The sequence below is a fragment of the Aquamicrobium aerolatum DSM 21857 genome (genome assembly GCF_900113935.1).
In the GTDB taxonomy this organism is placed as follows: Bacteria; Pseudomonadota; Alphaproteobacteria; order Rhizobiales; family Rhizobiaceae; genus Aerobium; species Aerobium aerolatum.
Genome location: NZ_FORF01000007.1, coordinates 58,438 through 72,739 on the forward strand (window position 1 = coordinate 58,438; position 14,302 = coordinate 72,739).

Consider the following 14,302-nt stretch of genomic DNA (forward strand, 5'->3'; position numbering starts at 1 on the left):
TCGCCAAGATTGTCGTAGCCAACCGGGAGGGGTGGCAGAGGGGGATGCTGAGTGAAGCCACGACGTCGCCAGGCTGGCATTATTGCGCTCGTCGAACGGGACGGCGAGGTCACGGTTGATGGCCTTGCAGATGAATTTCAGGTTTCAGCCGAAACGATCCGCCGTGATCTGGCGTTACTTGCTGAAACCGGAATGCTTCTGAAGGTGCATGGCGGCGCGCGGCGCGTGCGCATGATCGCCGAGGGATCGTTCGACGAACGGATGAACGAAGCTGCCGCCGGGAAGGCGGAAATTGCTCGCAAACTCGCTCACATGATCAGGCCCGGTGATGCCTTCTTCATCGACACGGGGTCGACGACGCTTGCCTGTGCCCAGCGTCTCAGTGAAACGCCGGAGCTGACGGTTGTCACCAATTCTGTCCGCATCGCGCATGTCATGGCGCGCGGCAGTGGCAAGGCCACCGTTCACCTCGTCGGCGGCATCTTCGATCCGGATAATGGCGAAACGGTCGGGGCGGACGCCATCGAGCAGATTGGCCGTTTCCGGGTCGATTACGCCATCATCGGCGCGGCAGCTGTCGATGTGTCGGCAGGTATCTTCGACGCCGATTTCAACGAAGCATCGGTAGCGCGCGCAATGTGCGCCAACGCACGAAAGATCGCCGTCGTCGCTCATTACGACAAATTCGCTCGCCAGGCAGCCCACCGCATTCGTCGGCTTGGCGAAATCGATGTGCTCGTTTGCGATATCCCGCCGGGGGAAGAAGAGATCTCCATCATCAAAACCGCAGGGGTGGCGTTGTCGTGACATCATCCAATACGAGAAGCTCAACCCGAAAGGTAATAGATGTCTTCGGTCATTAGATCCTATGTGCGGTTGATGGACCGCCTGGCGGATTTCATCGGTGAGTTCGCCAAATATCTGATTTACCTGATGATTGCCGTCCTCCTTTTCGATGTCATTTCAGACAAGGCTTTCAGCACCGTCCAGAACTGGACGGTCGAGATGGCGCAGTTCACGCTGGCAGCTTTCTATTTCATGGCAGGCCCGCAGACGCTGAAGGATGACAAGCATGTGCGTCTCGACCTGATCTATTCGCATCTGTCCGACCGGGCGAAAGCGATGATCGACATGGTCACCGTGTGGATCGTGATTTTCTACCTGTCGGTCATGCTGTGGGGCGCGACCTCGTCGCTGAAATATTCCTGGGCGACCAATCAGAAACTTCCCTCACTGTGGGCGCCGTCGTTGGTGCCAATCAAGGTGCTCATGGTGGTCTGCATCGTGCTGATGATCCTTCAGTGCTTTTCCATTTTCTTCAAGGACGTCGCCAAGGTGCGAGGCAAGGTGCTTGCATGAGCCATGAAATGATCGCTCTCATGATGTTCGCCGGCATGGTTTTCCTCATGCTGACCGGACAGAGGGTTTTCGCAATGATCGGCGCAGTCGCCGCCGCGAGCGCACTGTCCCTTTATGGCAATGCTTCCGCGGAACTGCCGTTCAATGCGGCGTTCAAGCTATTTTCCTGGCATGCGCTGCTGACACTGCCGCTATTCGTTTACATGGGCCACATGATGTCGAAGAGCGGCATCGCCGAGGAACTCTACCAGATGATGCATGTCTGGTTCGGCAAGCTGTCCGGCGGCCTTGCGCTGGGGACCATCTTCCTGATGGTCATCATCAGTGCGATCAACGGCCTGTCGGTGGCCGGCCTTGCGATCGGCTCTGCCATTGCGCTTCCCGAAATGCTGCGACGCGGCTACGACAAGGTGCTTATCACCGGCGTGGTGCAGGGTGGGTCTACGCTTGGGATCCTGTTGCCGCCGTCGGTGGTGATGGTGCTGTTTGCGGTAATTGCCCGCCAACCCGTGTCCGATCTGTGGCTGGCCGGCGTTTTCCCGGGCCTGCTCATGGCGGTCATTTTCGCCATCTACGTCTATGTCCGCGTCAAGCTGAACCCTTCTCTGGCACCGAAGCTGAGCGAGGAAGAACTCGCGATGCCGCTCAGTGAGAAACTGAAGCTTCTGCGCGCCGGCATCATCCCCGTCCTCATCTTCGTCTTGATGATCGGCCTGTTCGTCACCGGCAATACCAGCCTCCTGGAAAGCGCTGCCGTCGGCGCGACTTCCGCGACACTGGCGGCGGCCTGGAAAGGGCGTCTTTCCTGGTCGCTGATCAACGAGACCGCGCGCGAGACGATGTCGATCTCGGCTCTGTTCATGTGGGTGATACTTGGTGCGCTCGCGTTCTCGTCGGTGTTCGACGGCATCGGCGCAGTGCGCGCGATCGAGAATGTGTTCATCCACAATTGGGAACTGTCGCCGTGGATGGTCATCGTGCTGATGCAGCTGAGCTTCATCGTGATGGGCATGTTCCTTGATGACACCGCGATGCTCGTCATCGTCGCGCCGCTCTATATCCCGCTGGTGGCTGCCCTCGATCTGGGTATTGAAAACCAGATGATCTGGTTCGGCATTCTCTACACGATGACCTGCCAGATTGCCTATATCAGCCCGCCCTTCGGCTACAATCTGTTCCTGATGCGTGGGTTGGCTCCCAAGGAGATAACGCTGGTCGACATCTACAAGTCGATCTGGCCGTTCGTTCTGATGATTATGTTCACCATCGCGCTGATCATGATGTTCCCGCAGATAGCGACATGGCTTCCAAGCTACGTCCGTGGATAGAAAAGAAAACCGAAGGAGAGTGGAATGACTGGAATCATCAAGCCGCAATCGCCGTCCGAGCGCATTCTGGCCACCCGCCGCAAATTCCTGACCGTTGCTGGTCTGGCAGCACCGGCAGCGCTTGCCGCGCCTGCGATTGTGCGCGCCCAGGCACCGATCAAGTGGCGTTTGCAGACCTATTCTGGCGCGCCGCTTGGCGCTCATGTGATCAAGCCGCAGATCGACGCCTTCAACGCGGCAGCCAATGGCGAGATGGAAATCGAGCTCTACTACGCCGACCAGCTGGTGCCGACCGCCGAGCTGTTCCGTGCGTTGCAGAACGGCACGCTCGATGCGATTCAGTCCGACGAAGCGACAATGGCGTCGCCGGTCGACATCGCTGTCTTCGGCGGCTACTTCCCGTTCGCTACGCGCTTCAGCCTCGATGTGGCGTCGATGTTCATGTATTACGGCCTCGACAAGATCTGGGAAGAAGCCTACGCCGAGGTCGAGAACGTTACCTATCTGTCGACGGGTGCATGGGATCCGCTCCACATCTTCACCGTCAACAAGCCGATCCGCAGCCTTGCCGACCTCAACGGTCTTCGTGTTTTCGGCGTGCCGACGGCCGGTCGCTTCCTGTCGAAGTATGGCTTGATCCCTGTCACCGTCCCCTGGGATGACGTTGAAGTTGCCATGCGCACTGGCGACCTCGATGGCGTCGCCTGGTGCGGCTTCACCGAAACCTACGAGGTCGGCTGGGCCGATATCTGCAAATACGCCCTGTCCAACTCGATTACCGGTGCATGGTTCGGCTCTTACTTCGCCAACACCGCCAGCTGGGAAAAGGTGCCGCCGCATCTGCAGCAGCTCTACCGTAGCACGATCGACCAATCGCACTACTACCGCAACGTCTGGTACTGGGGCGGTGAGGCGCAGTTGCGCGTCCACGGCGAGAAGATGGAGCAGACGCAGCTTCCGGCCGACGAGTGGGCACAGGTAACGAAGGATGCCGAAGGCTTCTGGGATGAGATGGCAGCCGGCTCCGACCGCGCGGCTCGCGTCGTGGAAATCTTCAAGCGCTACGCAGCCGACCAGCAAAAGGCTGGCTATCCGTACCGCTGATCGATGTCGTACCTGGAGCGACGCGCGGACTAAGTCCCCGGGTCGCTCCAGATCAGCACCGTGCTGGCGGCCCCTTCGGTAATCTTTGCTGCATGATCGGCCACAGGTCAGGCACTCTTTGTGCTGCCTGTCAGTAATTGCACGATCGCTACTTGTAGAGTTGCCAGTTTTTCGTGAAATTGCCGTCTGAAAGGGAGGAGAAGCGGGTTACGCGATTTCTCCCGCCGCTTTTCGCGCTGTAGAGTGCCCGGTCTGCTTTGGTGTAGAGATCGTCCGGGTTCTGCGCCTGTGTAGCCATGCAGGTGCCCACAGATACCGTGATGGGGCCGTAGTTTGCTCCGGAGGCAACGTTGATGAACGGGGCAGTCATGATTGCCTGTCGGATGTCGTCGCCGAGTTGCGCGCACGCCTCCTCGCCAAAGCCGTCGAGGATCAGGGCAAATTCCTCGCCACCGGTCCGGGCAACGAAAGTGCCGGGCTTGGCAGTTGCGGTAATGATGTTCGCAATGATCTGAAGGATGCGGTCGCCAACCGGGTGTCCAAATCTGTCATTGATCGTTTTGAAGCGGTCGATGTCGATCATCAGCAGGGCGCTGAATGTGATATTCCGGTTCGATGCATAAATTTCGGTCAGACGACGATCGAAGGCGCGGCGGTTTCTGAGCTGCGTCAGTGCATCTGTTTCTGCAAGGCGCTTATACTCTTCCAGCTTCAGTTTCACATCGTGCAGTTCACTTGACTTGGTGATGATGGATTGGGTGGTCACACCCTGATGCTCCAGCGACTTGCGTGTCGCTGCAACCGTCACATTGACGATCTTTTCCAAAAACTCGCTGGTAAATTCCTGCCGAGTGCTGAGCCCGTTCGACGTTTCGTCGAGAATCCTGCCGTAAGCTTCGATGGCATGGCGTTCTTTTTTCAGAAGCGCCAATATTTCATCCAGCCGGGTGGTGACCTCCCGGTGAGCGTCGGATACGAGCTTTTCGGTGCTGCGGCTGAGGAATTTTTCGGCGATTTCATCCAGCTGCTTTTGCGAGGGGCGGCTGCCAAGCGCAGAAAGCGCGTCGGTCAGCTCTTTCGAGCCGGCAGTCATCGCCTCATAGAAAAGTTCGTAGTTGCGCGGCAGCCCGGCGACGCCAAGCTGACGCATCGCCAGCACAACTGATGTTGCAGAATCGCTGCGCTGGGCGCGCGGCGGGCTACTCCCGCGGCTTTCATTCTGCTCGGGCATTTTTAGTGTTCTTGCGACCATACCAGGCGCATCCCCCAAGTGCCTGCAAAGCCAAGTCCGCGAGTCGGAAAACGGCCCGCGTTTGCTCTGCAGTCACATCCCCTCCGATTCTGCGTGTACCGCTTGACGGTCTGCAGTCCGGCAAAGCTAACGCAGCGTCATTAAGCTTGAGTTAAATTAGCAAAGACCGCTTTTGCCTGTCGTCGCAAGGCGAAATGCGCTAAAACTACGCATCACAGTTTACGCCAATCACCTCTCTATGTATGTTTTAGACATCATTATTCAACGGCAGACAGTTAATCTTGATCACAGGAATGCAAATGCGCGCCGCACGGGCTCTTGTCGGGCTGGACCAGAAAAAGCTGGCGGCGCTCGCCAGCGTGTCTTTGCCGACGGTCCAGCGCATGGAGGCGAGCGACGGTGTTGTTCGCGCGACCGTGGATACGCTCATGAAGATTGTCGATGCTCTTGAGCGCGCAGGAGTCGAATTGATTGGCGACAACCAACCCAGCAATGCTGGTGGTCGCGGCGTGCGCCTCAAGGAGCGCAGCGACAATTCCCGAGAGATCCAGACAAAATGAGCAAATTTCCTGTGTCGCGAAGTCTCAATCCCGGATCTTCGCCGAATTTCCGTGAGTTGTTCACCCCAAAGCTGGTGACAGTCTTGCGGGAGGGCTACGGGCTCGCGCAGCTGCGTGCTGACGCGATTGCCGGATTGACGGTTGCGATTGTTGCCTTGCCGCTTTCGATGGCAATCGCCATCGCTTCAGGTGTCTCCCCGGATCGCGGCGTCTACACTGCGATCGTTGGCGGTTTTCTTGTATCACTTCTGGGGGGCAGTCGGTTTCAGATCGGCGGTCCTGCCGGAGCGTTTATCATCCTCGTCGCTGCCAGTGTTCAGCGGCACGGCATCGACGGGCTGGTGCTTGCGACGGCAATGTCCGGCGTCATGCTGATGATCGCCGGCTATTTGCGGCTGGGAACCTACATCAAGTTCATCCCCTATCCGGTGACGGTTGGGTTCACAGCCGGGATCGCGGTGATCATCTTTGCCAGCCAGCTGCGCGACCTGTTCGGTCTGAGACTGGACGACCCAGAACCCGGCGCGCTGGTCGAAAAGCTCGGTGTGTTGGCGTCCGTGGCCGACACGCTCAATCCGCAGGCTCTGCTCGTCGCCGTTGGCACAATAGCCATCATCGTTATTACCAAACGCCTTCGGCCGAACTGGCCAGGGATGCTGATTGCGATTGCCTTTGTGTCCATCGCGACTACGCTTCTGACGCTGGACGTCGAGACCATCGGGTCCCGCTTCGGCGGTATCCCGCGCACCCTGCCTTTGCCGGTCTTGCCGGAATTCTCCCTGGCAAAAGCTCAGGCAGTTCTGCCTGATGCCATCGCTTTCACGCTGCTGGGTGCAATCGAATCTCTTCTGTCAGCCGTCGTCGCGGATGGGATGACCGGTCGTCGCCATCGTTCCAACTGCGAGCTCGTGGCGCAGGGCGTCGCCAATATCGGGGCAGCTTTTGTGGGCGGTGTGCCGGTCACGGGCACCATCGCCCGAACGGCGACAAATGTACGCTCCGGTTCGGTAGGGCCTGTATCCGGCCTTCTCCATGCGGTGTTCCTGCTGCTCTTCATGCTGATCGCCGCTCCGCTCGCCTCCTATATTCCGCTGGCGGCGCTTGCCGGGCTGCTCGCGGTGGTGGCGTGGAACATGGTTGAAAAATCTGCGATCTCTTCCCTGTTGCGCTCTTCATGGGGCGATGCGGCGGTGGTCTCGATCACTTTTCTGCTCGTCATCTTCCGCGACCTGACAGAAGGTATCGTTGTCGGCTTCGCTTTGGGCGCGCTGCTGTTCATCCATCGCATGGCTACGACGATCGTCGTGGAGGAGGACGTGCCAGACAGTGCCGAGACGACGCCTGCAGTGCACGAGGCGGAAGCTGCAACGCAGTCGAACACGTCGGTCTATAGGGTGTCGGGCGCGTTCTTCTTTGGAGCAGCGGCGACGGTCGGCACGGTCCTTGACGGCATCATCGGTCGCGACGGCAATTTCGTGCTGGACTTCAGCAAGACGCCGTTGATTGATTCGACCGCGGCCAATGTCGTTGAAAGCGTAGCACGCAAGGCGCAGCGCGCCGGCGTGCGGATGTTCATCACGGGCACGTCGCCATCGGTCCGCCAGACCTTGATAGCCAACGGCGTTCGAGCACCGCTTGTGACCTACGAGCCGACGATCGCGGCCGCGCTCGATCAATTGCGGAATGTCCCGTTGCGGTCTTCTCCCTATTGAGGGGGAGACAACGAGGTTTTATCCGGTCACCATGGCGGGCCCGCGAACAGAGGATACGTCATGACCCGCAAAGCGCTGACATCGATTGCCTTCGGCCTTGGCCTCATGTTGGCGACACCTTTGCAGGCGGCAGTCGATGAGGTTTTCACGGCTGAAGATGGGCCGATCCGGGTGACGAGCTTTGTCGAGGGGCTGTCTCATCCGTGGGCAATGGCCTTCCTGCCAGATGGCGGATTGCTTGTAACGGAACGTGCCGGATCGTTGCGTCATGTGACGTCCGATGGCCAGCTGTCCGCTCCGTTGCGCGGCGTGCCATCGGTCGTGGCGCAGCGCCAGGGCGGTCTGCTGGATGTCGTGCTTGATCCTGAGTTTGCCCAGAACCGTCTAGTCTACCTCAGCTATGCTGAAGCCGGGATGGGTGGCAGCGGCACGGCGGTTGCGCGTGGGGTTCTGGAGGAGGGCGCTTCCGCATTGCGGGATGTTCGGGTGATCTTCCGGCAAAAGCCGAAGGTTGTCAGCAGCGGCCACTATGGCTCGCGCCTCGTATTTTCACCTGAAGGACATCTTTATATCACCATGGGTGATCGCGAATCCTTTCGCGACAACGCGCAGGACCTGACCACCCACATCGGCACCATCGTGCGCATCAACCCTGACGGCACGGTCCCGCAGGACAATCCGTTTGTGGGCCAAGCGGATGCGCTGCCGGAAATCTGGGCCTACGGCGTGCGCAATTCGCAAGCTGCGGCGACTCATCCTGAGACTGGCGTGCTGTGGGAAATCGAACACGGCCCGCGCGGCGGCGATGAACTGAACATCATCGAGGCTGGCGGCAATTACGGCTGGCCGGTCGCGACTTTCGGGGTCGAATATTACGGGCTTCGCATTGGCGAGGGCATCACGTCGGCACCCGGTATGATCGACCCGATCCATCAGTGGACCCCCGTGATCGCTCCATCAGGGATGATGTTCTATCAAGCAGATGCTTTTCCTCGCTGGCAGGGGAACCTGTTTGTCGGCGGGTTGGGATCTACCGCACTCGTGCGCCTTGAGCTTGATGGCGACACTGTCACGCGTGAGGAGCGGCTTCTAGAAAAACTGGGTCTGCGCATTCGTGACGTCGCGCAAGGACCGGACGGCGCGATCTATGTGGCGACAGACGAGAAGAAGGGCGAAATTCTGCGCATTGCGCCAGCGGATTGATGTTTCCACCGCAGTGATCGCTGGTGACCTTGATAAAATAACGGGATTGCTTTATATCTCGCTCAAATTCTTGGTCGATATGGCGAAGAGTGGGTCCACCCGGTCCCGCTCTTTTTTGTTGGCAGCGACCGTTTGGAGACACGATGACATCGGCATCTGCTGAAGGAAATAGCGGCGACGATCGCCTGATTCGCGAGACGGGCATTGATGCTCGCGTTGCATCCATCATTCTTCCGGTCATGGAAACTGCCGGGTTTCGTCTGGTTCGCGTTCGCCTGTCGGCGCAGAACGGTGCTACCCTTCAAATCATGGCAGAACGCCTCGATGGCACGATGACCGTTGAAGACTGCGAAGAGCTGAGCCGGGCTGTTTCGCCGATTCTCGATGTGGAAGATCCGATCGACAAGGCGTATCATCTCGAAGTGTCGTCGCCGGGTATCGACCGGCCGCTGGTGCGTCAGCGCGACTTTGAGCTCGCTACCGGTCATCTGATCAAGATGGACACCGCGGTCATCGTTGCCGATCGCAAGCGCTTCCGCGGCAAGATCGTGTCTGCTGACGACAATGGCGTCACCATTCTGCGCGACCAGGCCAGCTACGGCGACGAGCCGAATGTCACCGTCCCGTGGGATGCGATTTCCGACGCGCGGCTTATCCTGACTGACGATCTGATCAGCGAAACGCTGAAGCGCGACAAGCAGGCAAAGAAATTGCGTGGCCTCGAAGACGATGAGGCCGACGTTCAGGACGAAGACGAAAACACTAACTGAGAACGAGCACCCGGCCAGGGCCGGCGGATTTGCCCGAGGAGACCAAGATGGCAGTCAGTGCAAACAGACTGGAGCTTCTGCAGATTGCAGATGCGGTCGCACGCGAAAAGTCGATCGACAAGCAGATCGTGATCGCGGCGATGGCCGATGCCATTCAGAAAGCGGCGCGCTCGCGCTACGGTCAGGAAACCAATATCCGCGCCGACATCAACCCGACCACCGGTGAGATGAAACTGCAGCGCCTGCTCGAAGTTGTCGAGAACGTCGAAGAATATGCTCGCGAAATCGCCATCGTCGATGCGCGCACCCGCAACCCTGACGCGCAGATCGGTGACTTCATCGCTGAGCAGCTTCCGCCGATGGATTTTGGCCGTATCGCGGCGCAGTCGGCCAAGCAGGTCATCGTCCAGAAGGTGCGGGAAGCCGAGCGTGATCGTCAGTTCGACGAGTACCGCGACCGCGTTGGCGAGATCGTCAACGGCACCGTCAAGCGCGTCGAGTATGGCAACGTGGTTGTCGACCTTGGTCGCGGCGAGGCGATCATCCGTCGCGACGAACTGATCCCGCGCGAAAACTTCAAGTACGGCGATCGTGTCCGCGCATACGTCTATGACGTGCGTCGCGAGCAGCGCGGTCCGCAGATTTTCCTGTCGCGTACCCATCCGCAGTTCATGGCGAAGCTGTTCACCATGGAAGTGCCGGAAATCTACGACGGCATCATTGAGATCAAGTCGGTGGCCCGCGATCCGGGTTCGCGCGCAAAGATCGCCGTGATCTCGCGCGACTCGTCGATTGATCCGGTGGGTGCCTGCGTTGGTATGCGCGGCAGCCGTGTTCAGGCGGTTGTGGCCGAGCTTCAGGGCGAAAAGATCGACATCATTCCGTGGTCGCAGGACGCGGCTGCCTTCATCGTCAACGCCTTGCAGCCGGCTGAAGTGGCCAAGGTCGTTCTCGACGAAGACGCTGAGCGCATCGAAGTCGTGGTGCCTGACGATCAGCTGTCGCTGGCTATTGGTCGTCGCGGTCAGAACGTGCGTCTGGCTTCGCAGCTGACCGGTTGGGATATTGATATCCTCACCGAGCAGGAAGAGAGCGAGCGCCGTCAGAAGGAATTCGTCGAGCGTTCCAACCTGTTCATGGACGCGCTGGACGTAGACGAGATGGTCGGCCAGGTGCTGGCGTCGGAAGGCTTCACTTCGATCGAGGAAGTCGCCTATGTCGAGGCTGAGGAAATCTCCTCGATCGATGGTTTCGACGACTCGACCGCAGATGAAATTCAGACCCGCGCCCGCGAGTATCTTGAGAAGATCGAGACCGAGCACGACGAGAAGCGTCGCGCACTGGGTGTCGAGGACGAACTGCGTGAACTGCCGGGCGTCACCACCGCGATCCTGGTCGCGCTGGGCGAGGACGGCGTCAAGACGGTTGAGGATTTTGCAGGTTACGCAATCGACGATCTCGTCGGTTGGAAAGAGCGCAAGGACGGAGAGACCAAGTTCTATCCCGGCGTGCTTGCAGATTTCGGCGTCACCCGCGCCGATGCAGAACAGATGGTAGTTGCCGCACGGCTCAAGGCTGGCTGGATCTCGGAAGATGATCTGGTCGTCGAAGGCGAGGAAGACCTCGCTGAAGAGGCTGTGGCAGAGGACGAAGCCGGCGCATGATGCGTACGGATGGAAGCAGTACCCTTGAAAGCAAAGAACGAACGCACATGTATAGTGACACGCCAGGTGGGCGAGCCGGACGGCTTGCTGCGCTTCGTGCTGGGTCCCGATATGTCGGTCGTTCCCGATCTCAAGCGGCAGCTTCCAGGGCGCGGTTGCTGGGTCACAGCTGACCGTGCCCACGTCGAGGAGGCAGTGCGAAAGAATTTGTTCGCACGTGCCTTCAAGGCAAAGGTGACTTTGCCTGAAGACCTCGGTGGAATGGTCGACAGATTGTTGACACAGGCGACGTTGGGGTCGCTTGGGCTGGCCCGCAAGGCCGGCCAGCTCGTATTGGGCGCTGCCAAGGTGGAAACCAACGTGCGTACCGGCAAGGCATTGTTCGTGCTGCACGCACAGGAAGCGTCGCCCGATGGCGTTCGCAAGATCGATCAGGCCCGCCGCGCTGTGGTCTGGCAGGAAGGCCCCTCCATCCCGGCCTACAATCTCTTTTCGGAAGCCGAATTGGGTTTGGCATTGGGGGGCACTAATGTGATACATGCAGCCGTGCTCGCCGGTGATACGGGCAAGGCGGTGCTCAAGCGCGTGGGTGCGCTTAACCGATACAGGGGCGGTTCCCCCGAAGAGCGGATTGCGGTTGCGGCGACCGGCGATCATGATGACGCCGCAGCAGAGGATACGGAATGAGCGATACCAACGACGACGACAAGACGCTGAGCGTGAACACGAAGAAGACCCTGACGATGAAGCGTCCCGGCAGTGAGACGGGGACTGTGCGTCAGAACTTCTCGCACGGACGCACGAAAGCGGTCGTCGTGGAAACCAAGAAGCGCAAGTTTGCGATGCCTGGCGAGAAGCCCGAGGCCGCCGTCCAGCAGCCTGCTGTGACGTTGAAGCCGCGTGCCCCGCAGCCAGCTGCGCCTCAGGCTCCAGCACGTCCGACGCCGCCGCGTCCGGCGCCGCGGCCTGCTGCGCGCTCCGGAATGGTTCTGAACACCCTGTCGAACGAAGAGATGGAGGCACGCCGTCGCGCGTTGCAGGATTCTCAGCTTCGTGAGGTAGAAGAGCGCAAGCGCGCTGCTGAAGAGGCAAAGCGCCGCGCCGAGGAAGATGCACGCCGCGAGAAGGAGCGCGAAGAATCCGCGCGCCGCCAAGCGGAAGAGGAGCAGCGTCTGCAGGCAGAGACGGAAGCGCGTCGCCGTGCCGAGGAAGAATCGCGCCGCCGTAACCCTGTCGTCGAGCCGGTGGTCAAGCCTGCGGTCGTTGAAGAGGAACAGGAAGAGCGCAAGCCACGAGGTGCTGGTGCTGCGGGTGCGCCTGCTGGCGCCGCTATCAAGCGTGGCCCGATCAAGCCTGAAGTTGCAACCCCCAAGCCGAAGGCGAAGGGTGAGGAAGAGCGCCGTCGCGGCAAGCTGACCCTCACGGCTGCGCTGTCCGGTGACGAGGCCCGTGGTCGTTCGCTGTCGTCGATGCGTCGTCGCCAGGAAAAGTTCAAACGTGCGATGCACAACGAGCCGCGTGAGAAGATCGCGCGTGAAGTCGTGCTGCCCGAGACGATCACCATTCAGGAACTCGCCCAGCGTATGGCTGAGCGCGCCGTTGATCTGGTCAAGTTCTTCATGAAGCAGGGCCAGATGATGAAGCCGGGCGACGTGATCGATGCTGATACCGCCGAGTTGGTGGCGTCGGAATTCGGCCACACCGTCAAGCGGGTCTCCGAATCCGATGTTGAAGAAGGCATGTTCAACATCGAGGACAAGGCAGAAGATCTGAAGTCGCGTCCGCCGGTGGTGACCATCATGGGCCACGTCGACCACGGTAAGACTTCGCTGCTGGACGCGTTCCGCAACGCCAATGTGGCATCCGGTGAAGCCGGTGGCATCACCCAGCACATCGGTGCCTATCAGGTCGAGCAGAACGGTCAGAAGATCACCTTCCTCGACACGCCGGGTCACGCCGCCTTTACCGCGATGCGTGCCCGTGGTGCGCAGGCAACCGACGTCGCCATCCTCGTGGTGGCGGCTGACGACAGCGTGATGCCGCAGACGATCGAGTCCATCAGCCATGCAAAGGCTGCCGGTGTGCCGATCATCGTGGCGATCAACAAGATCGACAAGCCGACGGCTGATCCGACAAAGGTCCGCACCCAGCTTCTCCAGCACGACGTGTTCGTCGAGTCGCTTGGCGGTGAGATTCTGGACGTCGAAGTTTCGGCGACCAAGAAGCTCAACCTCGACAAGTTGCTCGAGGCGGTTCTGCTGCAGTCCGAGATTCTCGACCTCAAGTCGAACCCGGATCGCACCGCAGAAGGCGTCGTCATCGAAGCCAAGCTCGACAAGGGCCGCGGCCCGGTTGGTACGGTTCTCGTTCAGACCGGTACGCTCAAGGTCGGCGACATCATCGTTGCCGGCAGCGAGTGGGGCCGTGTGCGTGCGCTGGTCAACGACCGTGGCGAGCAGATCAAGGAAGCAACGCCGTCGACCCCGGTCGAGGTGCTGGGTCTCCAGGGTCCGCCACAGGCCGGCGATCGTTTCGCAGTGGTCGAGAACGAAGCCCGTGCTCGCGAAATCTCTGAGTACCGTCAGCGTCTTGCACGCGACAAGGCGGTTGCCCGTCAGGCTGGCCAGCGCGGTTCGCTGGAACAGATGATGTCGCAGCTCCAGACCAGCGGCCTCAAGCAGTTCCCCCTGGTTATCAAGGGCGACGTGCAGGGTTCTGTCGAAGCCATCGTGGCAGCGCTCGACAAGCTCGGAACCGACGAAGTTCAGGCGCGTATCGTACATGCTGGCGCAGGTGCCATCACGGAAAGCGACGTCTCGCTCGCCGAGACTTCGGGTGCCGTGATCATCGGCTTCAACGTCCGTGCCAACAAGCAGGCGCGTGCGGCAGCTGACCACATCGGCATCGAGGTGCGCTACTACAACATCATCTACGATCTCATCGACGACATTAAGCAGGCCATGTCCGGTCTGTTGTCGCCAGAGCGTCGCGAGACGTTCGTCGGTAATGCCGAGATCCTTGAGGTGTTCAACATCACCAAGATCGGCAAGGTCGCGGGTTGCCGCGTCACCGAAGGCCGGATGGAGCGTGGTGCAGGCGTTCGTCTTATTCGCGACGACGTCGTCATTCACGAAGGCACGCTCAAGACCCTCAAGCGCTTCAAGGACGAAGTGTCCGAAGTGCCGGTCGGCCAGGAGTGCGGCATGGCGTTCACCAACTACGAAGATCTTCGTGCCGGCGACGTCATCGAGGCCTTCCGCGTCGAGATGATCACCCGCTCGCTCTAAGAGCGGGATCGAAGCAAGTCATCACTGGGCGGTGGGTTAAACCCGCCGCCGGTTTGCGCTTTG

12 protein-coding genes are annotated in these 14,302 nt (G+C 59.8%); 11 read left to right on the plus strand and 1 reads right to left on the minus strand.

The features are described 5' to 3' along the window. Nucleotides 1–51: 51 nt before the first annotated feature. From BMZ42_RS07340 to BMZ42_RS07355, 4 genes are read left to right on the plus strand one after another with little or no spacing between them, the layout of a single operon-like run. Nucleotides 52–807, plus strand: a complete 756-nt coding sequence (locus BMZ42_RS07340) for a DeoR/GlpR family DNA-binding transcription regulator (RefSeq protein WP_091520460.1) — start codon at nucleotides 52–54, stop codon at nucleotides 805–807. 39 nt (nucleotides 808–846) lie between these two features. After that, complete coding sequence (locus BMZ42_RS07345) at nucleotides 847–1,359, plus strand: TRAP transporter small permease subunit (protein ID WP_091520462.1); 513 nt, start codon at nucleotides 847–849, stop codon at nucleotides 1,357–1,359. Further along, nucleotides 1,356–2,687, plus strand: a complete 1,332-nt coding sequence (locus BMZ42_RS07350) for a TRAP transporter large permease (protein ID WP_091520465.1) — start codon at nucleotides 1,356–1,358, stop codon at nucleotides 2,685–2,687. Before BMZ42_RS07345 ends, BMZ42_RS07350 begins: the two co-directional genes overlap by 4 nt. Nucleotides 2,688–2,711: 24 nt before the next feature. After that, nucleotides 2,712–3,791 carry a type 2 periplasmic-binding domain-containing protein gene (locus tag BMZ42_RS07355; protein ID WP_091520467.1) on the plus strand — a complete coding sequence of 360 codons (1,080 nt, stop codon included), beginning with the start codon at nucleotides 2,712–2,714 and terminating at the stop codon, nucleotides 3,789–3,791. Between the two features lie 148 nt (nucleotides 3,792–3,939). On the opposite strand, the gene BMZ42_RS07360 is transcribed toward BMZ42_RS07355, so the two are convergent. Further along, entirely contained in the window at nucleotides 3,940–5,022 is a 1,083-nt protein-coding gene (locus BMZ42_RS07360; protein WP_091520470.1) for a GGDEF domain-containing protein, read from the minus strand. A 302-nt stretch (nucleotides 5,023–5,324) separates the two neighbouring features. Between BMZ42_RS07360 and BMZ42_RS07365 the strand changes: the two genes are divergently transcribed. The 7 genes from BMZ42_RS07365 (at nucleotide 5,325) to infB (ending at nucleotide 14,239) form a co-directional block, all read left to right on the plus strand. Then, complete coding sequence (locus BMZ42_RS07365) at nucleotides 5,325–5,603, plus strand: helix-turn-helix domain-containing protein (protein WP_091520472.1); 279 nt, start codon at nucleotides 5,325–5,327, stop codon at nucleotides 5,601–5,603. Further along, on the plus strand, nucleotides 5,600–7,315 hold the full coding sequence (locus tag BMZ42_RS07370) for a SulP family inorganic anion transporter (protein ID WP_091520475.1): 1,716 nt from the start codon (nucleotides 5,600–5,602) through the stop codon (nucleotides 7,313–7,315). Before BMZ42_RS07365 ends, BMZ42_RS07370 begins: the two co-directional genes overlap by 4 nt. Before the next feature lie 60 nt (nucleotides 7,316–7,375). Next, the gene (locus BMZ42_RS07375; protein WP_091520477.1) at nucleotides 7,376–8,518 is read left to right on the plus strand and encodes a PQQ-dependent sugar dehydrogenase; all 1,143 of its coding nucleotides are present in this window, start codon (nucleotides 7,376–7,378) and stop codon (nucleotides 8,516–8,518) included. A gap of 143 nt (nucleotides 8,519–8,661) precedes the next feature. Next, on the plus strand, nucleotides 8,662–9,288 hold the full coding sequence (rimP, locus tag BMZ42_RS07380) for a ribosome maturation factor RimP (protein WP_091520479.1): 627 nt from the start codon (nucleotides 8,662–8,664) through the stop codon (nucleotides 9,286–9,288). A 47-nt stretch (nucleotides 9,289–9,335) separates the two neighbouring features. Continuing rightward, nucleotides 9,336–10,952 (plus strand): transcription termination factor NusA, encoded by a 1,617-nt coding sequence (gene nusA / locus BMZ42_RS07385; protein ID WP_091520721.1) that lies wholly within the window; start codon nucleotides 9,336–9,338, stop codon nucleotides 10,950–10,952. 9 nt (nucleotides 10,953–10,961) lie between these two features. Continuing rightward, the gene (locus BMZ42_RS07390; RefSeq protein ID WP_091520481.1) at nucleotides 10,962–11,639 is read left to right on the plus strand and encodes an RNA-binding protein; all 678 of its coding nucleotides are present in this window, start codon (nucleotides 10,962–10,964) and stop codon (nucleotides 11,637–11,639) included. Then, nucleotides 11,636–14,239 (plus strand): translation initiation factor IF-2, encoded by a 2,604-nt coding sequence (infB, locus tag BMZ42_RS07395; protein WP_091520483.1) that lies wholly within the window; start codon nucleotides 11,636–11,638, stop codon nucleotides 14,237–14,239. Before BMZ42_RS07390 ends, infB begins: the two co-directional genes overlap by 4 nt. The last annotated feature ends 63 nt before the right edge of the window (nucleotides 14,240–14,302 follow it).